The following is a 26,102-nucleotide window of genomic DNA, read 5'->3' as shown; positions in this document are numbered from 1 at the left end:
TTTGATTACTTAACGGCATCAAGTGAAGCAATATCATTCACTGCTGCTGATTCAAGCGATTTAATAATGCGCTTAGTCAGGCCCGTCAAAACTTTGCCTGGGCCAACTTCAAGCAGCTTTTCTATGCCTTGCTCACTCATCAACTGTACACATTCCGTCCAACGAACAGGGCTGTATAGTTGACGAACTAACGCATCTTTAATTTTGGCCGGATCAATTTCTGCTATTACATCCACATTATTGATAACCGGAATTTGTGGTGCATGAAATTCAATCGATTGTAATGCAACCGCTAACTTGTCTGCTGCTGGCTTCATTAAAGCACAGTGAGAAGGAACAGAAACTGGCAATGGCAGCGCGCGCTTTGCTCCGGCCTCTTTACATAACCGACCCGCACGTTCAACTGCATCTTTATTGCCTGCGATGACAACTTGGCCTGGCGAATTAAAGTTAACCGGTGAAACCACTTCACCTTGAGCGGCTTCTTCACACGCTTTTGCTATCAGCTCATCATCAAGACCGATAATAGCCGACATCGCACCTACGCCTGCCGGAACGGCTTCTTGCATTAACTGACCGCGCAGCTCTACTAATTTGATGGCTTGCTTAAAGTCAACTACACTTGCACACACCAGTGCGGAATACTCACCCAAGCTATGGCCAGCAAGCAAGGCTGGCTGCTCTAAACCTAGGCTTTGCCATAACCGCCAAAGGGCAACAGAAGAAGCGAGTAATGCCGGTTGAGTACGAGAGGTTTGGTTAAGATCTTCTACTGGGCCATTTTGTACCAATGCCCATAAATCATAACCCAGCACTTCAGAAGCTTCGGCAAATGTCTGTTGAATGACATCATACTGCTGACCAAGTTCTGCAAGCATACCAACTGATTGCGAGCCTTGACCTGGAAATACGATAGCAAACTTGCTCATTGTTTGTTTCCTTAAGTAAAAACAAGAGGTTGAACCAACCCCTTAAAATAAAAATCTATCCGCTTAAAACTTAACGAGTGCCGAGCCCCAAGTAAAACCACCACCGAAGGCTTCAAGCAATAACGTTTGACCACGTTGAATTCGACCATCTCGTACGGCTTCATCGAGCGCGGTTGGGACGGTAGCAGCAGACGTATTACCATGGCGATCAAGCGTTATTACGACTTGGTCAAGTGACATCGATAGTTTTTTCGCGGTCGCGGAAATAATGCGATAGTTAGCTTGATGAGGCACTAACCAATCTAATTCTGATTTGTGCATGTTATTGGCAGCAAGCGTATCTTTAACAAGCTTAGAGAGTTGCGTCACTGCCACTTTAAAGACTTCATTACCCGCCATATAGAGCCATTTATCAGCATCACCACCACGCTCTGGAACAGGTAAACTCAAGAGCTCGCCAAACTCACCATCAGAATAGATATGAGTCGACAAAATTCCTGGCTCTTCACTTGCACCAATAATGACGGCGCCTGCGCCATCACCAAATAAAATGATTGTCGAGCGGTCTGTTGGATCGCAGGTTTTAGACAAGGCATCAGCACCAATGACAAGAATGTTTTTACACATACCCGATTTGATGTGTTGATCTGCAATCGATAATCCATAGACAAAACCCGAACAAGCCGCCGCTAAATCAAAAGCGGGACATCCTTTGATGCCAAGCTTACCTTGCACCTGACATGCCGCCGAAGGAAATGCATGGCTACTGCTGGTTGTTGCAACAATAATCAGATCAATATCGTTTTTATCAATGCCGGCCATTTGAATGGCATTTTGCGCTGCATAGAAAGCCATATCCGCAACGGTTTCATTCTCCGCGCAAATGCGGCGCTCACGAATACCAGTACGGGCAATAATCCACTCATCGCTTGTCTCTACCATTTTCTCTAAATCTGCGTTAGTACGCACCTGAGATGGCAAGTAGCTGCCAGTACCTAAAATTTTGCTATACATGAAGACTAATAATGCCTCTCGAGTAAAACCGCTTCCAAACGATCGCTTATACGGCTGGGGACTTGTCGTTTGACCTCGTGTACCGCTTCGGAAATCGCATTCACGACGGCGAGTACATCAGCACTTCCATGACTTTTTATGACAATGCCGCGCAATCCTAACAAACTTGCGCCGTTATACTGGTCGGGGTTCAATGTTTTTAGTTCAGTAAATAATGAAGAAAACAGTTTTCGTGCAATCCAACCCTTTATGGATGAGCCCAAAAGTTGGCTTTTTAACTTATCAATAAAGAGTTGTGCTGTGCCTTCACATGCTTTCAGGCAAACATTGCCGACGAAACCATCGCAAACAATCACATCAGCGACATCATCCAACAACTGATTACCTTCGATATAGCCGATATAGTTGACGGCCTGAGTTTGATTCAACATTTCAGCGCAACGCTTCACTAAATCATTCCCTTTAATCTCTTCCGCACCAATATTAAGGATGGCAACTTTTGCAGAGCGGCCTAAATGCTGTTCGGCTAGCGCACTCCCCATGACAGCAAATTGAAACAGAGAATCTGCATCACTTGATACGTTCGCACCCAAATCCAGCATCCAAGTGCGTTGACCTGAAGCCGTCGGCAACGCTGAAACTAATGCAGGACGATCAATGCCGGGCAGCAATTTCAGACGAAAACGAGATAACGCCATGAGCGCACCTGTATTACCACCACTGACACAAGCATCAGCACGGCTATCAGAAACTAGGTCAATTGCTATGCCCATTGAACTTCCAGCACTATTGCGTAAGGCCAGAGAAGGTTTTTCGGAGTTAGAAATAACGCGGTCACTGTGCAAAATACTCAAGCGAGTATTAAGTTCATAACCTAATTGAGATAATTGATGTGTGATCAAAACTTGATCACCAACGAGGATCACTTTGAGCTCTGGGAAATGCGACAGTGCCTGCACGGCGGCAGGCACTGTTACGCGAGGACCGAAATCCCCGCCCATTGCATCAAGTGCAACGGTTAAATATTGCAAAGGTCAACCTTACTTGCTGATAACCTTTTTGCCACGGTAATAACCGTCAGCAGTCATGTTGTGACGTAGGTGAGTTTCACCTGAAGTCGCATCTACAGATAGTGCAGATGTAGTTAGCGCATCATGTGAACGACGCATGCCACGACGTGCGCGTGATTTTTTGCTCTTTTGTACGGCCATTGACCCTACTCCTTTGTCTTAACCTATAACGAATTATCGTTTTAAGTTTTTTAAAACATCAAATGGATTCGGCTTTTCTTCCGCTAGTTCTTCTGGAAGTTCACCAAATACTAAATTGTCTGAATTAACGCTACATTCCGCTCTATCGTGCATTGCTACTTGTGGCAAATTAATGATGAACTCGTCTTCAACTAATTGTACAAGGTCGATCTCACCGTACTCATTCGGATCTACCAAATCGTACTCTTCCGGTGCGTCTTCATCCGTTTTACTCCCCAAGTAAGGAGTATACTTGAATTGGACTTCGCACTCATGTGCGAAAACTTTGTTACAGCGTTGACACTCTAAATCGACAGAGATGTTAGCTTTACCAGAGATAACAACTAGTCGCTGTTCATCAAGCCCAAATGACAATGAGACTTGTGCGTCGCGTTTAACGCCTGCGACTGATTCTTCTAAACGCTTAAAAAGACTGAGTTGGATGATACCATCACAATCAAGTCGTTTTTGAGCTGCTTTAGCCGGATCAATCGATCGCGGTATTTTTACCTTTTGCATAGGGCGCGAATATTATCTTCCAAATCGGTTTTAGTCAAAGAAAAAGGCAAAAAAGTTCGTTTTTTCCCCTTTCCACTGAGAGAATTATGTACAGCATGTCTGATTGATATATGCTGCGGTAAAATTCGCAGCAATTCTAAATCAAAATGCAAAATTACCAACTAGTTTTAGCATCTACTTCGCCGTTTCGGCAGCAATTACTTAAAAAGCTGGATTTACCTTTTGTTACCTGCTCGCCTAATTGCGACGAAACTCCGTTACCTGGTGAGCCCGCACAAGATCTGGTGACTCGTTTAGCGGAAACGAAAGCAAGATCTTGCCATCCAAACCAACCCAGTTTAGTCATCGGTTCTGATCAAGTTTGCGTGATTGACGGTGAGATTATTGGCAAACCTCATACTCAAGAACAAGCCATTAAACAGTTACTCAGACAAAGTGGAAAAGCCATCACTTTTTATACTGGGCTTGCGGTTTACAACTCCGTCTCCCGCCAATGCACGGTCACCGTAGAACCCTTCACGGTTCATTTTCGCTCTTTATCTACCGAGATGGTGACGGCTTACGTGGCAAAAGAACAACCACTACAGTGCGCAGGCAGCTTTATGTGTGAGGGCCTGGGCATTGCACTTTTTGAACGTTTAGAAGGTGATGACCCTAATAGTTTGGTTGGGCTACCATTAATTAAGCTAGTCTCAATGCTTGAGTCTCAAGGCATTACCGTTTTAGGATAATGATTAAAAGTGAGCGCCTTGATCTGCGCTCACTTTTATACCATGACTTCGACCATTACTTTATGTTTCTACTATGTTGCTACTCGTTAGCGAATGAAAGCTGGCCTTAAGCGTTTCTCAATTTGACTAATGCTTGCTCTAGTTGAGTATCGAGTGGTGCATTAATGTCCATTAACGCCTCTGTCGAAGGGTGAATAAAACGAATATTGGCCGCGTGTAAGAATAATCGGTCAATGCCAAACTGTGCGGTATATGCGTCAAAACGGCGGTCACCATAACGATCATCCCACGCAATCGGGTGCCCTGTATACTGAGTATGAACGCGGATCTGATGAGTACGGCCAGTGATCGGACTGGCTTGCACCAAAGTTGCTTGTGCAAACTGTTCAAGGATCTTAAAGCGCGTTTCCGATGCTTTACCGTTTGGATTGACTCGCACAATGCTGTTCACTTCATTTTTCAATAGTGGCGCATTCACGACTTTACAGCTGCTTTTCCATTGCCCCATAACTAAAGCAAAGTAATATTTTTGAATCGTTTTTTCTCTAAACTGGGCTTGGAGATGACGCAGCGCGGAGCGCTTTTTAGCCACTAATAAAATGCCCGACGTATCGCGATCGATACGGTGCACCAATTCCAAAAAGCGAGCTTCTGGGCGCAATGCCCGCAGCGCTTCAATTGCGCCAAATTTCAAACCACTCCCACCATGAACAGCCGTACCGGAAGGTTTATTCAGAATAAGTAAGTGCTCATCCTCAAAAATAATGCAGTGTTCTAGCTCGGCGACTTTACTCAATTTGGTATTGGGTGTGTTGCTCTCTTGATCCGACTGTTCGAGAGTCACTGGTGGTATTCTCACCACATCACCAGCCGATAACTTATATTCTGCTTTGATGCGTTTTTTATTTACACGAACCTCTCCTTTGCGCAGGATTCGGTAAACCATACTTTTGGGAACGTTTTTTAATTGGTTACGCAAAAAATTGTCAATGCGTTGACCAGCCATATCTTCATCGATATCGATGAGCTGGACTTGGGTTCTAATTTCACTCATGGGCGCCATTGTACCACTGTAAATTGTTTAAATTCACATTTTCTTCGCCACAAAAAAGAATATTTTCATCTGCTGTTTAATGGCAAATTGGCGAGAATTACACCAATTGAAATGTGACTGTGGATAAAATTAAATATTACCCATTACAATTCTTACTTTAACAGCTAAAACTCTTTGATAAACATTAAATTAGCCATCTAACTTTTAGACCTATTCTCATTTTTTTGACCTGTTCATAACAAAGCAGATTGCTGTGTTTACCTGTCACTGCTATAGTTCACAACTGCAATGAATGATTCGGTGATTTTTTATTCTTTACCGTCCATTTTTGAGCAAAATAGTGAGTAGACTGCTAAGCGTCAATGTGCTGCACATGGCGTAAGACACTATTGAGCGAAGCTATCTTGTTGCTCTACTCATCGTCATTTCATGTTGAGTATTTTCCGCCAATACGCGGATCGCAGGCAATCGTGTGCGTGCGATAACTGAAGTGCCCTAGAGCATCCCCTCCAGCCGGGAGGCTGCACCTTTTAGTCATGGGATCTGGCACCGTGAAAACGAAACCCAGCAACAAGTCCAATAATCAAAACTAAAGAAAGATAACGAGATTTTTAAATGAAAAGAATGCTAATTAACGCAACTCAAAAAGAAGAGTTGCGTGTCGCGCTGGTTGATGGCCAACGACTTTTTGATCTAGACATCGAAAGTCCAGGGCATGAATCTAAAAAGGCGAACATCTATAAAGGACGTATCACCCGTGTTGAACCGAGTTTAGAAGCTGCATTTGTTGATTACGGCGCTGAACGTCACGGTTTCCTTCCTCTCAAAGAAATTGCCCGCGAATATTTCCCTGATGGCTACACTTACCAAGGCCGTCCAAACATCAAAGAAGCGCTTAAAGAAGGCCAAGAAGTTATTGTCCAAGTTGAAAAGGAAGAGCGAGGCAGCAAAGGCGCTGCGTTGACCACTTTCATTTCTCTTGCTGGTAGCTACCTAGTTCTTATGCCAAACAATCCTCGTGCCGGTGGTATTTCACGCCGTATCGAAGGCGATGAGCGTACCGAATTAAAAACCGCATTGAGCAGTTTAGAGCTTCCTCAAGGCATGGGCCTTATCGTTCGCACTGCAGGTGTGGGCAAAAGTGCGGAAGAGCTAGAGTGGGACTTAAACGTTTTGCTCAATCACTGGAGCGCAATCAAACAAGCTTCCGATTTGCGTCCTGCACCGCTACTTATTCACCAAGAGAGCAACGTCATTGTACGCGCAATTCGTGATTATCTGCGTCGTGACATTGGTGAAATTCTAATTGATAGCAACACAATTTATGAACGTGCCCTTGAGCACATTCGTTTGGTGCGTCCTGATTTCGTGAGTCGTGTAAAAAAATACGACGGTGAAGTACCCCTATTTAGCCATTACCAAATTGAAAGCCAAATCGAATCGGCTTTCCAGCGTGAAGTGCGTTTGCCTTCTGGTGGCTCTATTGTTATCGACCCAACCGAAGCATTGACCTCAATTGATATCAACTCTGCTCGTGCAACAAAAGGCGGCGATATTGAAGAGACGGCGCTTAACACCAACTTAGAAGCAGCCGATGAAATTGCTCGCCAATTACGTCTGCGCGATTTGGGCGGATTAGTGGTTATCGATTTCATCGATATGACTCCTGTTCGTCACCAACGTGAAGTAGAAAACCGTTTACGAGATGCCGTACGCCTAGATCGTGCTCGCGTACAAATTGGCCGAATTTCACGTTTTGGCTTGTTAGAAATGTCGCGTCAGCGCTTGAGCCCATCACTTGCCGAAGCAAGTCACCATATCTGCCCACGCTGCTCTGGTACCGGAGTGGTTCGTGATAATGAATCTCTTGCGCTCTCTGTTTTACGTCTCATTGAAGAAGAAGCACTAAAAGATAATACCGCTCAAGTTATGGCGGTGGTTCCCGTTCCTATTGCATCTTATCTACTCAATGAAAAACGTCGCTCAATCAATCATATTGAACGCATTCAAGAAGTCGAGATCACCATTGTCCCTAACTCTGAAATGGAAACGCCTCATTTTGAAGTGATCCGTGTCCGTGAAGGGGAAGAGCAAGAAATACTCTCTTACTTAGTGCCAATGAAACTAGAAGCACTGAAAGAAGCAGAAGGTAAAGAAAGCTCAGATATCGATTTCAAACCAAAACGCATTGAAGAACCAGCGTTGAAAGGGTTTGCTGCTCCAGCACAAACTATTCCAGCTCCAACACCTAAAGCAGAGGTAGCGGTTCCAGTCAAAGAGATCGCTGTTGAACCAGGTAAACCAGGTCTATTTGGCCGCATCGTTAAAGCTCTTGGTAGCATCTTCTCAACCACCACGGAAGAGGTGAAAACTGAGGAAGAGCAACAAAAACAAGAAAACGAACGTAGCCAAGCACCACGCCAGCGTCGTGATCGAAATGACCAACGTCGTCGTAACGGACGCGGTGAAAATGTTAATCGCGACAACGCAAACCGTGACAGAAACAAACGTAAACCTGTCAATACCTCTGCTCTTGTTGAAGAAACACAAGACAAAGAAATTGTTGCTACCAACGAGCCTCGTAAGACACAAGCTCGCAAGCCAAAACAAGAGCGCCGCAACAAGCGTGATGACAGCAAATCTGAAAAGTTAGCGGAGCAAGGGCTACAACTTGCGGCTGAAGCGCAAGCCGTTACCTTGACAGCGAATGAAGATAAAACGGAAGAGAAAACGGCAAAAGTCAAAGAACGCCGTCAACGCCGTAAGTTAAACAAACAAGTTCGTGTAAAAGATCAGACAATCGCTCAAGAACAACCAGAAGCTGAAATGTTGATCAATACAACCCCGGCAGCAGAGGTTATTGAAGCCGTAAAAGCTGAAACAGCACAATCTGTTGAGACATCGGTCGTTACACCAAACGACGACAATGAGAATGACGATCAAAATCAACGTCGCAATCGCCGCTCCCCTCGTCATTTACGAGCCAGTGGTCAACGTCGACGCCGTGGTCGTGATCGTCGCCCTAACCCATTCCGTTTACGCAAAGGTGGGGTTGCCTCTCCTGAGATGGCAATGGGTAAAGTGATGCCTCGCTATGACCTCTCTAAACCTGTGTATCAAGCACCAGTAACAGAGCAAGTCGCAGCGGTTGAACCTGTTCAACAAGTGGCAGATGTCGTAGATAACAATACCGAGATAACGTTAGGTGGTTTTGCTTTCCCTGAAATGGCAATGGGTAAGGTCATTATTCGCCACGAAGAGAACCAGAGCGTCGTTGAAGAACCTGTTACAGTCTCTTTGCAGGACGCTATTGAACCTCAAGTACCATCGACAGTGGTAACAGAATCGGTTTCAGTCACAGAATCGGTCACTGTAGAAGCCGTTATTTCAGAGCCAGTGATCGCAGAAGTTGTTATTGAAAAGACTACCGCTATTGAGCTCGTTGTCGAAGAAAAAGCCACGACAGAGAAAGTACCAGCATTGAAGGTTGAAGCAGTAACTAAGGCACCTGAAGCCGTATTACCCAAAACAATCAAAGCGCATGCATTCTCTCCGATGACCAAAGCCTCAGGCTCTTTGTTGCTCAAAGAGATTGAAATCGTATCAGCACCTTTCCATGCTGAACGAATTGCAACTCGTGCAGCAGGCAGCCAGTCAGCGCAAAGTCAAGCTGGTGCAGCAATGACTAAACCACAGTATTAATCTCTGAACCGAGTTTAAATACCATTAAAGGGCTGCATTCGCAGCCCTTTTTATATTCCGCTTGCCCAATATCTCTGCATCTCATAGCATTGCCTCTTTCTTGTCACTCAAAATGGACTTCCATGACTTGGATCTTATTCACCCTTCTGGCCGCATTCATGCAATCTTGGCGCAATGCATTCCAAAGTCGCTTAGCAACTGAGGTCAGTACTACTGGTGTTACCCTTGCCCGCTTTCTTTGGGCTGGCCCTATCGCGGCTCTGTATCTCATCACTTTGTATCATTTCATACCCGCGAAATTACCTACATTGCCATTGACCTTTATCGCTTTCATTATCGGCGCGTCATTGATGCAAATCGTCGCGACAGCGCTCATGGTTAAGCTTTTTAAATTAAATAACTATGCTGTAGGTGCTGGGCTAGCCAAAAGCGAAGCCTTAGTTGCCGCTATTTTAGGGATGATTTTTTTTGGGACTCATTTGACAGGCTTGGGCTGGATTGGCGTCATCGTTGGTGGCATTGGTGTATTTTTGATGAGCACGCACGGCAATATTAAGCAGCTTTCAATGCCAACTGTTTTACTGGGATTAAGTTGTGGTAGTGCCTTTGCACTCACTTCATTGTGGGTACGTGAAGCCAGCTTAGCACTTGGCTTACCCTTTCCACACAGTGCTGCTTGGGTATTATTGTTGGTCATTTCACTGCAGACTTTATTACTGCTAATTTACCTAATGGTGACCGACAACAACTCATTAAAACAATTATGGGTAAGACCTAAGCTGACGCTATTAACCAGCACAAGTAGCTGTCTTGGTTCTATTGGTTGGTTCAGTGCAATGTCTCTTCAAACCGTACCTTATGTAAAAACTTTAGGCCAAATTGAGATCTTTTTTACGATGTTAATTTCTATTTTTTGGCTAAAACAATCGGTGAAAATTAAAGATGGGCTGGGGCTTGTTCTAATCGCAATTGCCGCTATTTTAGTCATGTGGGGATAGATCCCCATCCACGCTTTGATGATGAAGTTACTCGATCAAAAAAGCCTCACCAGACGGTGAGGCTTTATCTTTTCCCGATAGAGATTGTTTCGTGCTAGCGAAAATCTCTCAATAACTCAGCTTACTTTTTCTTTGCTGGTTTTTGGTCATCTTTCTTCTTGATAACGGTAGTGCCTTCGAAAGTTTCACCTTCAACAAACGCTGTACCATAGTAAGCCGCAAGAAGTACTTCTTTTAGCTCAGAAATCAGTGGGTAGCGTGGGTTTGCACCAGTACATTGGTCATCAAACGCTTCAACTGATAGCACGTCAACTTTTGCGAGGAAATCCGCTTCATTCACGCCAGCCGCTTGGATAGATAGCGGGATGTCGAGATCTTTCTTCAGATCTTCCAACCAAGTCAGTAGACGTTCAATCTTCTGAGCAGTACGGTCGCCCGCTTGGCTCAAGCCTAAGTGGTCAGCCACTTCAGCGTAACGACGGCGTGCTTGTGGACGGTCGTATTGAGAGAACGCAGTTTGTTTGGTTGGGTTATCATTCGCGTTATAGCGCACAACGTTAGAGATAAGCAATGCGTTAGCAAGGCCGTGCGGGATGTGGAACTCAGCACCGATCTTGTGCGCCATAGAGTGACATACACCTAAGAACGCGTTAGCAAAAGCAATACCTGCGATAGTCGCTGCATTGTGCACTTTTTCACGAGCAATTGGGTCTGCTGCTCCATTTTTGTAGCTTGATGGTAGGTACTCTTTCAGCATCTTAAGTGCTTGTAGGGCTTGACCATCAGAGTATTCGTTCGCAAGAACAGATACATAGGCTTCAAGAGCGTGAGTCACAGCATCGTAACCACCAAATGCCGTTAGAGACTTAGGCATATTCATCACAAGGTTCGCATCAACGATAGCCATGTTAGGTGTTAGCTCATAATCCGCTAGTGGGTATTTAGCACCTGTTTTGTCGTCTGTTACAACGGCAAATGGTGTGACTTCTGAACCGGTACCTGAAGTAGTCGTGATACAAACCAATTCTGCTTTTTGACCCATTTTAGGGAACTTGTAGATACGTTTACGGATATCCATAAAGCGCATTGCAAGCTCTTCAAAGTGAGTTTCTGGGTGCTCATACATAACCCACATGATCTTCGCCGCATCCATTGGTGAACCACCACCAAGTGCTAGAATCACGTCTGGTTGGAAACTCTTCATTGCTTCAGCGCCTTTCTCTACGACAGATAGAGTTGGATCAGCTTCTACATCAAAGAATGTTTGAACTTCCATACCGTTTGACTTCAGCAGAGTCACTACGTCGTCTGCATAACCGTTGTTGAATAGGAAACGGTCAGTAACTAGGAATGCGCGTTTTTTGCCTTCAAGATCGCTCATAGCGATTGGAAGGCTACCACGACGGAAGTAAATTGACTTAGGTAGTTTATGCCACAACATGTTTTCAGCTCGCTTCGCAACAGTTTTCTTGTTGATTAGGTGCTTAGGACCTACGTTCTCAGAAATCGAGTTACCACCCCAAGAACCACAACCTAGCGTTAGAGATGGTGCAACGTTAAAGTTGTAAAGGTCACCGATACCACCATGAGTGGTTGGGATGTTTACAAGAATACGCGCCGTCTTCATTTTGTCACCAAAGTAACGGATACGGTCTGCATTAACGTCTTGGTTAGTGTATAGACCAGAAGTGTGGCCGATACCGCCGATTTCTACCATTCTTACTGCTTGTTCTACCGCGTTCTCGAAAGAAGTCGCGCGGAACATGCCAAGTGTTGGAGAAAGTTTTTCATGTGCGAATTCATCGTCATAAGAAACTTCGCCAATACCTTCACCGACAAGGATTTTAGTATCTGCTGGAACTTTAACGCCCGCCATTTCAGCGATAGCTGTTGCAGGTTGGCCTACGATTTTCGCGTTTAGGGCGCCATCGATAAGTAGCACTTTACGTACTTTGTCTGCATCTGCTTTGCTTAGAACGTGCGCTTTATGGCTCGCGAAACGCTCTTTCACTTCGTCATACACTTCGTCCATAACGATAACCGCTTGCTCAGAAGCACATACCACACCGTTATCGAATGTTTTAGACATAAGAACAGAAGCAACTGCACGTTTGATGTCTGCCGTTTCGTCGATTACAACTGGAACGTTACCTGCACCTACACCGATTGCTGGTTTACCTGACGAGTAAGCTGCTTTCACCATGCCAGGACCACCTGTTGCAAGGATAAGTGCAATACCTTCGTGCTTCATTAGCGCGTTAGATAGCTCAACTGAAGGTTGATCAATCCAGCCGATGATATCTTTTGGCGCGCCAGCTGCAACTGCTGCATCTAACACGAGTTTAGCTGCATCGTTAGTTGAATTTTTCGCACGTGGGTGTGGCGAGAAGATGATACCGTTACGAGTCTTCAAAGAGATGAGAGATTTGAAGATTGCAGTAGAAGTAGGGTTAGTGGTTGGAACGATACCGCAGATGATGCCTACAGGCTCAGCGATAGTCATCGTGCCTAGGTTTTTATCTTCTTCAAGAATGCCACACGTTTTTTCGTCTTTGTATTTGTTGTAGATGAACTCAGACGCAAAGTGGTTCTTGATTACTTTATCCTCAACAATACCCATGCCTGATTCCGCTACCGCTTGTTGCGCTAGAGGGATACGAGCTTGGTTAGCTGCTAATGATGCTGCGCGGAAAATTTTATCTACTTGCTCTTGAGAGTAAGTAGAGAATTCTGCTTGAGCCGCTTTAACGCGCGCTACTAGAGCATCAAGTTCAGCTAAATTAGTTACAGGCATAATGGATCTCCTAAAAATAGAAAAATGTTAAAAACTCTTTATTAAGTTTGCAGCTTTGTGTTTTTGTTTTTTCTCAACAGCTTAAACAATGACAGACTTAGTAAATTGCTTTCAGGACTGAGTATAATATTTCAGAGTGTGAAAAAAATTGACTCAGATCAGTTCTCAAAAACTAATTACCCAATTAGGGGTAACCACCCTACAAAATCGCCCACAAGACACTGAAAACAAACAAAAAACATATAGATAATTAAATGAATAAAAAACATTTACTTAAACAACGAAAACTATAAAAACTACAACAATCTGTAAAAAAGTTTCATTTTTGAGCGATAGATGAATGAACACACCTCATTTTACGTGCTACTGAGAGTATATCGACTCTCACTTTTACCACCAGCTAGGAGCACTAATTTTATTAAAAATGTGCAGATGTTAACAGTTGAGCAAAAAACAACACCACTCACATACATTAGAAAAACAATTGTAAAACGTTTTCTTCATTGAATTAGTTTTTCTCAGCAATAAAACCCCAATCGCTTTAGTTTTTTTCATTCGTGCTATCCTTTGCTTTCGCTTACATTAGCCACGTAATATTTCATCGAAATGATCCATTAGAGATAAATGCCATGCAAACCTTTGAGTTAGCCATTTTCCTGCAGTTTTTCTTAGGCCTTGTAGCCGCTGTGAACCCCGTGGGGATTATGCCAATATTTGTCTCTCTCACTGGGCATATGACGCAAGAAGAGAAACACAAAACGGCGGCTACAGCGAATATTGCTGTGGCAATAATTTTGATTACCGCACTGCTTGCTGGGCAGATGTTACTGGATATGTTTAGTATCTCTTTAGATTCGTTTCGAGTAGCTGGTGGCCTATTGCTGCTGAGCATCGCGTTTTCGATGATGAGCGGTAAATTGGGTGAAGATAAACAAAACAAACAAGAGAAATCTGAATACATTAGCCGTGAACAAATTGGGGTTGTGCCACTCGCTATGCCTTTAATGGCAGGACCGGGTGCCATCAGTTCAACCATAGTGTATGGCTCTCGCTACCCAAGCATGTTCGATACCGTGGGTATTATAATCACTGTGGTGTTATTTAGTTTAAGCTCTTGGCTGCTGTTTCGCTCAGCGCCCTATATTGTCCGCTTCTTAGGTCAAACGGGTATCAACGTGATTACGCGGATCATGGGTTTGATACTAGGCGCACTCGGTATTGAGTTTATTGCCAATGGGCTCAGAAATTTATTTCCTGGCCTTGCATAACCGCGTTAACATCGTCACTGTTACTACAGATAAAAAGCATAAAAAAAGGGGCGCTTTGCATAAAGCGCCCCTTTTTTTTATTTTTACTCAAATGGTTTTAAACCAAGATCCATCTTTATTGCTTTTCAGCCAGAATGATCCGCAAAGTACGGCGAAGCGGCTCAGCAGCTCCCCACAATAATTGGTCACCCACCGTAAACGCATTTAAGAAATCATCACCCATAGACATTTTACGCAAACGTCCTACGGGAACTGACAAGGTGCCAGTGACTTTGGCAGGGCTCAATTCACGTGCGGTAATATCGCGCTCGTTTGGAATAACTTTCACCCAATCATTGTGCGTAGCGATCATCTCTTCGATTTCATCAAGCGGAACATTTTTCTTCAGCTTGATGGTTAATGCTTGTGAGTGGCAGCGCATTGCGCCAATACGAACACAGGTTCCATCAATCGGGATCGGTGACGATTGAAGTCCCAGAATTTTATTAGCTTCAACGCCCGCTTTCCACTCTTCTTTGCTTTGACCATTGTCGCGTTTGACGTCAATCCAAGGGATTAATGAACCCGCTAGTGGTGCACCAAACTGCTCGGTAGGAAAAGAAGGTGATCGCATGGTTTCAGCCACTTTTCTGTCGATGTCAAGAATTGAGCTCGATGGATTAGCCAATTCAGAGCTCACCGCATCGTTAATTACTCCCATTTGCGAGATCAACTCGCGCATATTTTGAGCGCCAGCACCCGAAGCTGCTTGGTAGGTCATTGCGCTCATCCACTCGACCAAACCTTTCTCATAAAGGCCGCCTAATGCCATAAGCATTAAACTGACTGTGCAGTTACCGCCAACAAAGGTATTGGTTCCTGAATGGATGCCGTGCTGAATTTGTGTCAAGTTGACCGGATCTAAAGTGATGATTGATTGTTTATCCATCCGTAAGGTAGATGCAGCATCAATCCAGTAACCTTTCCAACCCGCTTGACGCAGCGCTGGGTACACTTTTTCAGTGTAGCTACCACCTTGACAGGTGATGATGGCATCTAATTGTTTGAGGCTATCAATATCGTAAGCATCTTGCAGTAACCCTGTATGATGATTGCCTTTCTTAGAAGGCACCGTTGGGGCAGGAATACCAATTTGAGATGTGCTAAAGAAAACCGGTTCGATCAAGTCAAAGTCATTTTCTTCAACCATACGCTGCATCAGTACAGAACCGACCATACCACGCCAACCCACTAAACCTACTCTCATCGCGCTCACTCTCCATGTATCTAAAATGAAAATTTATTGCTCCATCTATAAGTGGTTCAGCATAAAATCTCAAGACTTTCTTAGTAAAAGTGGTAACTTTTTCTTTCTGCGTAGCCAGTTTTGTAAAAAACACATTTAAGCCTAAAAATCACTCAACCGCACTATGATTCAGCATTCAATAATCAACGAAACGCTAAATAATCACGTTCTTGTTACACAAAAAGCCCACACTACAAAACATTTACAACCACTAAATTTAACTATTATCAACATTTAACATCGAAAATTAACCATTTGAACGACATAAATCACATCCGAGGTGTTTGATGTCGATATATTATGCTAACTATTGTAAAGTGCGATCGAACTCAATAAGGGCACCGTTCTGTCCTTAGATCATAAATCTGACAAGAGGCTCTTTTATGACGCAAGCCCCTCAACGCCTACCCAGCTTAATTCAAGTAATTATTGCTCTAGGCTTGTTTTTGTTACTCGCGTTTTCGTTTACAGCTCAACTCGATCTCCCTATCCAACTGGCCTTATACATTGGCTGGTTCATCATTATTGTGCTCGGTGTTCGTTTAGGTCACCAATATAAAGAATTAGAAAAAGCAGCACTGAATGGTATTTCTAATGGTTTAGGTGCCGTGTTGATACTTTTAGCTGTTGGCGCATTAGTTGGTACTTGGATCTCCGGCGGGATCGTGCCGACCATAATTTACTACGGTCTTCAAGCAATCCATCCTTCTATTTTCCTTCTTGCAACGATGATCATCTGCTCTCTCACCGCTTTAGCAACTGGAACCTCATGGGGTGCAGCTGGTACCGCGGGGATTGCCATGATGGGGATTGGTCAAGGTCTTGGCGTTCCAGCACCAATCACCGCTGGCGCAGTACTTTCAGGTTGTTACTTTGGTGACAAAATGTCGCCATTATCTGATTCCGTTATTCTTGCGTCTTCGATGTCTAACGTTGAAGTGATGGAGCACATTAAAGGTATGCTGCCGATAGCGCTTATCAGCTACGTGATCACGGGTATCATGTTTACCTTATTTGGTTTCCACTATGCGGGTAACGTAGACATGTCTCAAGTACAAAGCGTGATTGAGGCGATGGAACAGCAGTTTTACATTACCCCATACTCTTTTGTGCCAGTGCTGATTGTACTTGGCTTGCTTGCGATGAGAATGCCTTCGTTTCCTGTAATTAGCTTTGGTTCTTTGCTGGGCATCATTTGGGCTGTGATGATCCAAGACGTAGACTTCTTGCAAGCTTTCAATACCGCATGGGCACCTTACAATATTGAATCTGGCGTTGGCTTCATTGACTCAATCTTAAACCGAGGCGGCATGTCCTCTATGCTTGGTTCTGTTGCCGTGATTGTCTTTGGTCTCGGGTTTGGTGGATTGCTAGATAAAGTGGGTGTGCTTGAAACCATCGCAAAACTGTTTGAGCGCCGCGTGACAAGCGCAGGTTCACTGGCAACCAGTACCATTGGTACTGCATTTATGGGCAACGTTTTTGGCTCAGCTATGTATGTTTCACTCATCCTGACCCCTAAAATCTGTGCCAAGAACTATGATCGTTTAGGCTATCAGCGTAAGAACCTATCACGTAACGCTGAATTTGGTGGCACACTCACCTCCGGTATGGTGCCATGGAGCGATAATGGCATCTACATGGCGAGCATTCTAGGCGTTGCAACGCTCTCATATGCCCCCTTTATGTGGCTAAGCTTTGTCTGTATTTTGGTGACCATTTTTACCTCTTACATGGGTTGGTTTGTTGATAAATGTGAACCTACTGCACCAGCAGATAGTGCTGAACAAGCACCGGTTCTCAACCAACAGTCAGCCTAGCAGAGTATTGCAAAAGTCATTGAACTAAAAAACCATTAAAAAAGAGCTCAACTGAGCTCTTTTTTACTACAAGCAGAATCACCATTTAAAGCTGACACGATAGAACTGGCTTATCGTTTTCTTTGATCAAGGTAGTGTTGCGCACTGGCTATAGCGGCCGCTAATTGCGTTGTTAATAACCCCAATTGCTTCTCCGTAGGTCGTTGCTTCTGACTAAGTCGCTGATCTATTTCTGACGCTATCTGCTTGAGTGAACGGCAACCAAGATTGCCCGCGACGCCTTTCAGGCTGTGTGCTCGGCGCTGCGCCTCCTCCAAATCAGAATGCACCAATCTTTTCAATTCAGTGGCATCATGCTGATGATCTTGTATAAATACGCTCAACAGTAGAGTGACAGACTCAACATCGCCATTGAGAGTTATGAGCATGGATTCAATATCGATGGCCAAATCATCAGAAAGATCCGATGTTTCCACCTGTGGTTCTTCTGTAGACAAAACACGACTGGGATTTATCTCAGATGACGCATCCTCTTTCGCAGCACTGGGAACTTTATTAACATGAGAACGAGTTAAAACTGATGACCGAAACATCAACCAACCCAGCAATAGCATAACACCACCACTTAACCCCGTGACAAGATAAGCATAGATGTTTAAAAGACGATGGTATTGGTTTTCAACATGGATAAGCTGATTGTAAATAGAGTGATTGATTAAATTGTCGACCAAACGTGCACCTTGGGCGTATTGATTCAGTAAATCAGACGCTTGTGCTAATGTCTGCTCTAACTCTTTTTTCTGAATGGCTGGTAAAGATTGCCCATCCACATAGAGTTTATCTAATGCTCGATAGATGCCCGGATTTTGCTCAGTGTCACTGAACATCGCTTCAAATACATAAGCGCCTAACACCACATACATTTGCTTGAGTTGTTCTGAATTAGTGGGATTATCGCGCAGCACTTGTAGGCGTTCAACCAAGGGTTGAATATTAAGCTCAATCGACAAATACGATTTGGTCAGTGTGATATAGCGATCAGTCACATGAAGCAATTGCTGAATATCTGGTCGCCATGAAAAATCTCGGTGCTCAACTTCCAGCTGTAGCCTAAGTGAATAGAGTAGCTGTACATTCAGCGCGATATCATTCGCTCGCGTCGAACGATAAGGCTCTTTAAAATAGAGTGAACTTTTAAGTTCTTCAACACTGTAATGTAACTCTTTCACCGCATGCATGGCTTGGTAGCTTAAATGGCTTTGCCAAAACACAAGACCAACGGAGATTAACCAACCAAACAGAATCACTCCATACGATCTCACGCTGAATCGTTTTGATTTCTTTTGCCCAAACACTGTGATTACCAATTTGTACTTGTAATTAATACAAGCATAAACCTAAAGTTTGGACCGTGCTGAGTTGTACATCGGGAGAAAAGACAAAAAAGAGAGCCATATCAAGCTCTCTTAGTAGTAAACGATTAACGCTGGCGCGTTAACTGTTCTCTTAAATTCGGTGGCGTGCCTTTGATGGTTAACGTGTCGCTTTCAGGATCATAAAAAATACGCTCTCCCAATAACAAGCTATCAAAGCTCACATTCAAACCGCCCCCTGCACCGACAAACTTGGTCAGTTTACGCACGGTAGAACGATCACCAGGAAAGCTCTCTTCCAGTTCATAGCCATGTGCCTGCGTATATTCGAAAAAACCCGTGCCGTCTTGGCTAGCAGGTAATTCACCAGACAACTCACGAATATGAACCTCTTCACCGGCTTTAATTTGCTCATTGCAGTAATCGTAAACCTGCTTCTTGTAACCGATCGCTTCATCTTTTTCTAGCTTAGAATCCGTGCAAAAATCCTGTACCGCTTGCATCAGTACTTGATTTTGCACTTTGGTATCTAACCCGACATCGGCTTGCAGAAAATCAAGAAAGAAATCCGACACTTTTCGACCAACGCGACCTTTGATATAGGCAAGGTAGCGGTTTGAGTTTTTGTCCGTTTCAAAACTTGAGAGGTCAAGACGCGCCGCGATATCCATTTTGTTGATATCAAGATAATCTGTCGCGCTAATGTCGAGCCCCTCTGTTACTTTCAAACTTTGGTTGAGAGGTAAAAGCCCAATAAATAGGTAATCAGTAGCCAGTGACTGATATTCGGCCATCACTAAGATCCCTTCATCAGCAAACGGATACTTTGATAATTCATCTTTCAGCCGTTGAGCACTGATTTGTGAAAAATCGTAAAAATCACGCTCACCTTGACGAAGTTCTTGCAACCAAGTTTGAAAATCACTGTCCGACTTAAACGAACCAAAACCTTTGCTCGCTTTCGAATTAAACACGCGATGCAACTCAGCCACTAAATTTTCGGCAGACGTATCATTATCTAAAGATTGAGAGCGGTATTTAACCACCAACTCATCTTGCTCGTTTTTGCTTAATTGGTGCAAAATCACGTTGGAAAGGTGAAGACTCATAGTGAAATTATCATCGTTCTGGTTTCAGTTGTAAGGCATTGTAGGTTATCATAAGCCGCTTTTACTATCATCATTAGAGTCTTTATGCCTATTACATCTAAATACAGCGACGAAAGAATTGAAAATATCCTGACAGAAGTTGCTGCCATCCTCGCTAAACATAGTGCTTCCCCTGAGCTTACTCTCATGATTGCGGGAAACATTGCAACGAATGTCTTAAACCAAAACGTTGCCGCTTCACAGCGTAAGGCGATTGCGGAAAAATTTGCTCAGGCATTGATGTCGTCTTTAGAAACTACTACTCACTAATAGAATGCATAGATAGAAAATCACATGGCAGATAGCGAAAATACATACGGTGAACGCGTATCACGGTTGGTTGGTTGGGGGCATTGGTTTGCTTTCTTCAATATCATTGCAGCAATGCTTATTGGTACTCGATATATCGTACAATCACCATGGCCTGAAACCTTGTTGGGGCAGTTTTATTTAGCTGTGTCTTGGGTCGGCCATTTTGGATTTTTGGTCTTTGCACTCTATCTGCTGGTTTTATTCCCTCTGACATTCATCATTCCGTCGCGCAAACTATTTCGCTTCGTGGCGGTCTGTTTTGCAACGTTAGGACTCACACTCTTATTAATCGATACCCAAGCTTATCAAGCAATCAACCTGCACTTAACACCGATTGTATGGGAACTGCTTTTTAGCGATGAGACCAGCGCTATCACCGCCGACTTACAGCATCTGTTTGTGGTCATGCCGCTCATTTTCCTCTTACAACTTGGGCTTTCGGAGTGGGTTTGGCGTAAGCAGCGAAAACTATCGCATAAACACGTTGGCCGGCCCATCGCGGCGGTATTTTTCATTAGTTTTATTACCAGCCACCTTATTTACGTTTGGTCTGATGCGTATTTAGAAACATCAGTGACCAGCCAAAAATCAAACTTCCCGCTCTCGTATCCAATGACGGCAAAATCGTTCATGGAAAAACACGGTCTATTTGATCGTGATGTGTACTTAAAGCGTTTGAAGGATAATGAAGAGAACCTTAACATTGTTCGTTATCCTCTTGAGCCTCTTCAATTTGGCCGCAGAGCAAATAATCTCAATATTTTGCTAGTGAGTGTCAATAATTTAAGAAGTGATGTGCTGACAGCTGAAATCATGCCCAACACTTACCAATTTGCGACAGAAAATTTGAAGTTTAATAATCATTACAGCTCGAGTAATGACATGTTTGGGATCTTTGGCTTATTTTATGGCTTACCAAGCAGTTATGCCAACGCCATTCGTTCACAAGGTACCCCTCCGATACTGATAGATGTATTGAAAAAACAGAATTATCAGTTTGGCCTCTTTAGTGGCGATAATTTTGACGACACCTTATACGAAGAGACGATTTTCCGCACTTTAACGGTCTCTAAAGCTCCTTTTGATCAAGAATCGAGCACAGATAACCAAACTATACAACGCTGGCATAAATGGGTATCCGAGCAAACCGAACAACCCTGGTTCAGCTATTTGGAATTGACGACCGTTGACAACTTTAATGACTTTGACCCTCGGTCAAGTAAAGGTAGTGCCAGCGATCGCCTGCGTGCTGGTTACAATAACTCGGTCAATGCAGCCGACCAAGAAATAGGTCTGCTGCTCACTAAGATTGACGAATTACAATTGCAAGACAATACGCTGATTGTGATCACCTCAAATCATGGCGCGGAGTTTAACGAGACAAAAACTAACAGCTGGGGTGCTAACAGCAATTACAGCCGATACCAGTTACAAGTGCCGATGATCATCCATTGGCCTGGAAAAATGGCAGGGGAATACTCACACCGTTCAAGTCACTTAGATTTTTCAGTCACGCTTTTACAGGATCTGTTAGGTGCTTCATCCAACCCTATTGAATTTAGCAGTGGTAGAAACTTGTTTGATGAAAACAAAAGGAAGTGGATTTTAGCCGGTGATGCCCGTGAATTAGCCTTGATTACCGATACCCAAACGACTCTCATTGATAAATTTGGCAACTTCAAGCTGTTTGATGAAAACTATCAACGTCAGAAAGACTCTAGCCCAGCGTTACCAGTACTGATGCAAGGCTTAACTGAATTGCAGAGATTTTACGCCAAAGATAATTAAATCAGGTCGTTAGCAAGATTATCTCTTGACGCTAAAGGGATAAATGATTAGATTACGCCAATCGGACTGTAGCGCAGCTTGGTAGCGCACCGTCATGGGGTGTCGGGGGTCGGAGGTTCAAATCCTCTCAGTCCGACCATACACCTAAAAAAAGAGAGCTTCGGCTCTCTTTTTTGCTTTAGTATCTGATTTTTTTTGCTTTAGTATCTGATTTTTTAGTCTGTTTGAACTAACAGTGGTGCAACTTTGGTTGGGTGAATGACAACGGCAATAGATTTTGATGTCGGGGTATCACTAAAGTCGCCTTTACTGCTCAATGGAATGAGTGCATTTGCCTCAGGGAAATAGGCCGCCACATTCCCTTGAGGAATTACATAGGCGACCACTTTGAAGCCCAAAATTTCACGTTTAATACCATCATCCCACAGTGTCTCAATATCGACTCGTACACCCGCTTTTAATTGCAGCTGCTCAATATCTTTTTCATTCATGAAGATGACATTACGTTCGCCAAATACACCTCGGTAACGATCATCCAAACCGTAAACCGTGGTGTTGTACTGATCGTGCGAACGCATCGTCTGCAACACAAAAATCGGTTTCTTGGTCATCTGCTGAGTTTTAAGCGGAACGATAAATTCAGGAAGTGCATTACTGCTTATCTGCGCTTTTCCTGTGGGCGTTTTCCAATTAAATTCACGCGCTGAATTACCAAGATAAAAACCGCCAGGCCCTTTGAGCCGCTGATTAAAATTGGCAAATCCTGGGATAATCTTTTCAATCAAATCTCGAATGTTATCGTAATTATCGGCCATGGATTGCCAATCGATTGGATTTCCCTCCCCTAAGGCCGCTTTTGCCATTCCTGCGATAATGGCAGGCTCTGAGCGCATCATCTCTCCTGTAACATCAATTCGCCCAGAAGAGGCATGAACCATGGAGAATGAGTCTTCAACGGTAATTTTCTGTGGCCCCTGAGCCTGAATATCAATATCTGTCCGACCTAAACAAGGCAGGATCAACGCATCCTTGCCCGGGTTGACATGGCTCCGATTCAGTTTAGTCGCAATGTTTACGGTCAAATTACAGTTTTTCATTGCTTGTGCGACACGCTCGGTATCGGGCGCAGCAGCAACGAGGTTTCCTCCTAAACCGATAAAGACTCTACTTTCACCCCGTAGCATCGCCTCAATAGCATGAACTACATTATGGCCATGCGCTTTTGGTGGCGTAAAGCCCAGTACTTTTTCAATATTGTCGAGTAGAAATGCAGGCGGTTTTTCATTAATTCCAACCGTGCGGTCACCTTGCACATTTGAGTGGCCACGGACAGGACATACCCCAGAACCATCCTTACCAATTTGGCCAAACAGTAATTGTAGATTGACCAACTCTTGTATGGTTGCCACCGAATGCTTATGCTGAGTCACCCCCATTGCCCAAGTTACGATCACGCGTTTAGCGCCTTGGTAAATATCTGCCACCAGCTCTAGATCTTGTTGCGTGAGCCCAGATTGTTCAATAATACTTGACCACGACGTAGCCTGTACCATGGCTAAATAAGACTCGATCCCTTCGGTATGCTGGGCAATGAAATCAAGGTCGAATATCGATTCACCACGGGTCTGTGCTTGCTGATGACGAGCCAGAAGAATTTTCACCAAGCCACGAACCGCCGCCATGTCTCCGCCTAATTTAGGAGTGAAATAATGGCTAGTGGTCGGTGTTGAACCATTGCTTAACATTTCAAAAGGATTTTGCGGGTTAGTAAAACGCTCCAATCCTCGCTCTTTTAAATTATTAAACGCAACGACCCGAGCGCCACGCTTATAGGCTGACGCCAGTGTTTCCAACATACGAGGGTGATTCGTTCCTGGGTTTTGTCCAAATAAAAGAATCGCATCGGATTCTTCAAAATCCTCAATAGTCACAGTTCCCTTACCAATGCCAATCGAGCGAACCAAGGCGACGCTCGTCGCTTCATGGCACATGTTTGAGCAATCAGGAAAATTATTGGTACCAAACCGGCGCGCAAACAACTGGTATAGAAATGCAGCTTCATTACTCGCGCGGCCTGATGTATAAAATTCCGCCTGATTTGGACTAGCGAGTTGATTGAGGTGTTGTGCAACCAGTGCAAACGCCTCATCCCAGCTGATTGGCTCATAGTGATCCGTTTGAGCGTTATAGCGCATTGGTTCCGCTAAACGCCCTTGAGATTCGAGAAAATAGTCGCTCTGCTTATTGAGCCAAGTGACCGAATATTGCCTAAAGAAATCCGCCCCAACGCGTCGAGAAGTGGCTTCCCAGTTGACGGCCTTAGCGCCATTTTCGCAAAAACGAAAACGCCCTGGGACATGTTTTTCACCCCAAGCACAGCCCGGACAGTCAAAACCATGGTCTTGGTTGGTTTTTAAAAGATTGGAAATATTTTTGGCAACATTATGACTTTTCAATAGATGATGCGCGGTGCTTTTTAGCGCTCCCCAACCACCAGCCGAACCGGTATATTGTTTAATACTCATATTCTTCTTCTCACTCTTTCACTGACTGCAAACGTGCATGACCATGGTATATATTGAACTGATTTTTTTTGATAAAACCAATCAGTGTCATATCGAACTGACGCGCCATATCGAGCGCTAAACGTGATGGCGCACCAACAGCCACCACCACTGAAATGCCAGCAATGGCCGCTTTTTGCATTAACTCAAAACTCACTCGGCCGCTAAGAATCAATACCCCTTGCGGGTGCCAACGTTGCTCACTCAAAATTCGACCAATCAACTTATCCACTGCGTTATGGCGGCCCACATCTTCGGCAACGGCAATCAACTCGCCATTCACGAAGTAACCCGCACCATGCACCGCCCCCGTTTTTGCAAACAGTGGTTGATGAGCAAGAAGCAGATTAGGAAGCGCAATAACAACATCAGAAGAGAGCCATTTCGGGCTATCATCAACACGAATTTCTCGCCTCAAACTCAAGGCTCGGATGGATGTCATACCGCAAATGCCACAGCTCGACTGGCTCATATAACGACGGGCCTGATGCTGAATCACATCAGTGTATGGATGATTGAGCGTGACCAACCAGTGATTCTGGCCATGGCGTGATTCGTCGTCAACCAATTCCATATTGAGTATATGGTCATATGAATCGATCACTTGCTGCGTGTAAAGTAAGCCACCGATGAGATGGGCATCGTCACCGGGCGTTCGCATTGTCATGCTCCACTCTTCGATATGCAGCTTGTTAGTAACCGTATCATTCCATTGCAAACTGATTTGTAAAGGCTCTTCAATAGCAAGAATATCGTATTCATTTTGAAACCCTATTTTGGAATCAAAACGTTGGCGATAAATGCGTTCAGTCCCCTCAGGTTGAGCATCATGAGGGTCATTGGTTGTCGTTTCTTCTAGCATGGTTCTTTTTATTGACTGATTTCAATCATCAGCATAGGTGAGTGCAAGATAAACTCCTGCAAACACTCTGTACTTAATGATTGGAAATGGAAGCAGTGCCTTAAACACAGGAAGCTGCAAATTACTCCTCACCTTGCGCAGGGTCAAGAAAGCCATCTTTTGGCTATGGTTCAGGTTTAGTACCATTTCCCTGCCAGTTTTAGCTTGTTACCCGTCATTCCCAGAGGTTCAAGCATTATATGAACATAAAAGCATAAAAAAGAAATAACATTCCATTTATGAAACTCCGGTAGCCTGATACTACAAGAGAGCATCAGGCAAACATCGTAAGAATTCACCGTTAAGCCAGCAACCAAATAAAAAATGCGCCATAACGAAGCACGCATTAATGTACATTTTTTCTCCAACAAGGCGCTAAGAATCAAGCCATTAGTGGAAAATTATCGTCAATTGTATACAAAACCAGCAAACGATCAGCTCAAGACTTTACAAAGTAAAATTGCCTCGCTATTATGCGCACCACACGGAGAGATGGCTGAGTGGTTTAAAGCACCGGTCTTGAAAACCGGCGATGGTTAATAGCTATCCTAGGGTTCAAATCCCTATCTCTCCGCCACATTCAAGCCCTTGATTTATCAAGGGCTTTTCTCGTTTTAAGACGATCAAATGTCACCTAATACAAATAGGTGAT

The 26,102-nt window shown here is 44.1% G+C and carries 19 protein-coding genes and 2 tRNA genes; 9 read left to right on the top strand and 12 right to left on the bottom strand.

The genetic code is table 11. The features are described 5' to 3' along the window. Nucleotides 1–5: 5 nt before the first annotated feature. The 5 genes from fabD to yceD form a co-directional block, all read right to left on the bottom strand. On the bottom strand, nt 6–929 hold the full coding sequence (gene fabD / locus AACR75_RS12415) for an ACP S-malonyltransferase (protein WP_047687845.1): 924 nt from the start codon (nt 927–929) through the stop codon (nt 6–8). A gap of 63 nt (nt 930–992) precedes the next feature. Then, entirely contained in the window at nt 993–1,943 is a 951-nt protein-coding gene (locus AACR75_RS12410; protein WP_010319117.1) for a beta-ketoacyl-ACP synthase III, read from the bottom strand. Nucleotides 1,944–1,948: 5 nt separating this feature from the next. After that, the gene (plsX, locus tag AACR75_RS12405) at nt 1,949–2,974 is read right to left on the bottom strand and encodes a phosphate acyltransferase PlsX (protein ID WP_017042562.1); all 1,026 of its coding nucleotides are present in this window, start codon (nt 2,972–2,974) and stop codon (nt 1,949–1,951) included. Nucleotides 2,975–2,983: 9 nt separating this feature from the next. Continuing rightward, complete coding sequence (gene rpmF, locus AACR75_RS12400; protein ID WP_010319119.1) at nt 2,984–3,154, bottom strand: 50S ribosomal protein L32; 171 nt, start codon at nt 3,152–3,154, stop codon at nt 2,984–2,986. Nucleotides 3,155–3,187: 33 nt separating this feature from the next. Further along, on the bottom strand, nt 3,188–3,712 hold the full coding sequence (gene yceD, locus AACR75_RS12395) for a 23S rRNA accumulation protein YceD (protein ID WP_010319120.1): 525 nt from the start codon (nt 3,710–3,712) through the stop codon (nt 3,188–3,190). A gap of 146 nt (nt 3,713–3,858) precedes the next feature. Here yceD and AACR75_RS12390 point away from each other — a divergent pair, with 146 nt between their 5' ends. Continuing rightward, on the top strand, nt 3,859–4,443 hold the full coding sequence (locus AACR75_RS12390) for a Maf family protein (RefSeq protein WP_047687844.1): 585 nt from the start codon (nt 3,859–3,861) through the stop codon (nt 4,441–4,443). Between the two features lie 106 nt (nt 4,444–4,549). Here the strand turns inward: AACR75_RS12390 and rluC are convergent, their stop codons facing one another. Next, a complete protein-coding gene (gene rluC / locus AACR75_RS12385; RefSeq protein WP_029189776.1) occupies nt 4,550–5,497 on the bottom strand; it encodes a 23S rRNA pseudouridine(955/2504/2580) synthase RluC in 948 nt (315 codons plus the stop codon). Between the two features lie 615 nt (nt 5,498–6,112). Between rluC and rne the strand changes: the two genes are divergently transcribed. Both rne and AACR75_RS12375 read left to right on the top strand, forming a co-directional pair. Beyond that, nucleotides 6,113–9,199, top strand: a complete 3,087-nt coding sequence (rne, locus tag AACR75_RS12380; protein ID WP_047687843.1) for a ribonuclease E — start codon at nt 6,113–6,115, stop codon at nt 9,197–9,199. 122 nt (nt 9,200–9,321) lie between these two features. Next, entirely contained in the window at nt 9,322–10,197 is an 876-nt protein-coding gene (locus tag AACR75_RS12375) for a DMT family transporter (RefSeq protein WP_047687842.1), read from the top strand. 121 nt (nt 10,198–10,318) lie between these two features. Here the strand turns inward: AACR75_RS12375 and adhE are convergent, their stop codons facing one another. Then, nucleotides 10,319–12,991 carry a bifunctional acetaldehyde-CoA/alcohol dehydrogenase gene (gene adhE, locus AACR75_RS12370; RefSeq protein ID WP_047687841.1) on the bottom strand — a complete coding sequence of 891 codons (2,673 nt, stop codon included), beginning with the start codon at nt 12,989–12,991 and terminating at the stop codon, nt 10,319–10,321. A 629-nt stretch (nt 12,992–13,620) separates the two neighbouring features. Between adhE and AACR75_RS12365 the strand changes: the two genes are divergently transcribed. Next, nucleotides 13,621–14,259, top strand: coding sequence for a YchE family NAAT transporter (locus AACR75_RS12365; protein ID WP_010318853.1), 639 nt, complete (start codon nt 13,621–13,623; stop codon nt 14,257–14,259). 115 nt (nt 14,260–14,374) lie between these two features. Here AACR75_RS12365 and asd read toward each other — a convergent pair whose 3' ends face one another. Then, a complete protein-coding gene (asd, locus tag AACR75_RS12360) occupies nt 14,375–15,505 on the bottom strand; it encodes an aspartate-semialdehyde dehydrogenase (protein WP_026028273.1) in 1,131 nt (376 codons plus the stop codon). A gap of 422 nt (nt 15,506–15,927) precedes the next feature. Between asd and nhaC the strand changes: the two genes are divergently transcribed. Further along, on the top strand, nt 15,928–17,364 hold the full coding sequence (nhaC, locus tag AACR75_RS12355; RefSeq protein ID WP_017048541.1) for a Na+/H+ antiporter NhaC: 1,437 nt from the start codon (nt 15,928–15,930) through the stop codon (nt 17,362–17,364). Between the two features lie 110 nt (nt 17,365–17,474). On the opposite strand, the gene AACR75_RS12350 is transcribed toward nhaC, so the two are convergent. Both AACR75_RS12350 and yejK read right to left on the bottom strand, forming a co-directional pair. After that, nucleotides 17,475–18,671 (bottom strand): Hpt domain-containing protein, encoded by a 1,197-nt coding sequence (locus tag AACR75_RS12350; protein ID WP_047687840.1) that lies wholly within the window; start codon nt 18,669–18,671, stop codon nt 17,475–17,477. A gap of 173 nt (nt 18,672–18,844) precedes the next feature. Continuing rightward, nucleotides 18,845–19,846 (bottom strand): nucleoid-associated protein YejK, encoded by a 1,002-nt coding sequence (yejK, locus tag AACR75_RS12345; RefSeq protein ID WP_017042553.1) that lies wholly within the window; start codon nt 19,844–19,846, stop codon nt 18,845–18,847. A gap of 84 nt (nt 19,847–19,930) precedes the next feature. On the opposite strand from yejK, the gene AACR75_RS12340 reads away from it, so the two are divergent. The 3 genes from AACR75_RS12340 to AACR75_RS12330 all read left to right on the top strand — a co-directional run bounded on the left by AACR75_RS12340 (nt 19,931) and on the right by AACR75_RS12330 (nt 22,124). Further along, nucleotides 19,931–20,155: a YejL family protein gene (locus AACR75_RS12340; RefSeq protein WP_013856392.1), complete on the top strand. Its 225-nt coding sequence runs from the start codon at nt 19,931–19,933 to the stop codon at nt 20,153–20,155. Nucleotides 20,156–20,179: 24 nt separating this feature from the next. Then, on the top strand, nt 20,180–21,985 hold the full coding sequence (locus tag AACR75_RS12335; protein WP_017049110.1) for a DUF3413 domain-containing protein: 1,806 nt from the start codon (nt 20,180–20,182) through the stop codon (nt 21,983–21,985). A 62-nt stretch (nt 21,986–22,047) separates the two neighbouring features. Continuing rightward, a tRNA-Pro gene (locus tag AACR75_RS12330) sits at nt 22,048–22,124 on the top strand. A gap of 76 nt (nt 22,125–22,200) precedes the next feature. Here AACR75_RS12330 and AACR75_RS12325 read toward each other — a convergent pair. Further along, on the bottom strand, nt 22,201–24,510 hold the full coding sequence (locus AACR75_RS12325; protein ID WP_047687839.1) for an FdhF/YdeP family oxidoreductase: 2,310 nt from the start codon (nt 24,508–24,510) through the stop codon (nt 22,201–22,203). A gap of 10 nt (nt 24,511–24,520) precedes the next feature. Beyond that, on the bottom strand, nt 24,521–25,411 hold the full coding sequence (locus AACR75_RS12320) for a formate dehydrogenase accessory sulfurtransferase FdhD (RefSeq protein ID WP_047687838.1): 891 nt from the start codon (nt 25,409–25,411) through the stop codon (nt 24,521–24,523). A gap of 525 nt (nt 25,412–25,936) precedes the next feature. Here AACR75_RS12320 and AACR75_RS12315 point away from each other — a divergent pair. Then, nucleotides 25,937–26,027 (top strand) — tRNA-Ser (locus AACR75_RS12315). The last annotated feature ends 75 nt before the right edge of the window (nt 26,028–26,102 follow it).

The organism is Vibrio sp. ZOR0018 (assembly GCF_963865925.1).
In the GTDB taxonomy this organism is placed as follows: Bacteria; Pseudomonadota; Gammaproteobacteria; order Enterobacterales; family Vibrionaceae; genus Vibrio; species Vibrio anguillarum.
The sequence above is the reverse complement of the archived record's forward strand: the minus strand, read 5'-3'. Positions and strand labels throughout refer to the sequence as shown.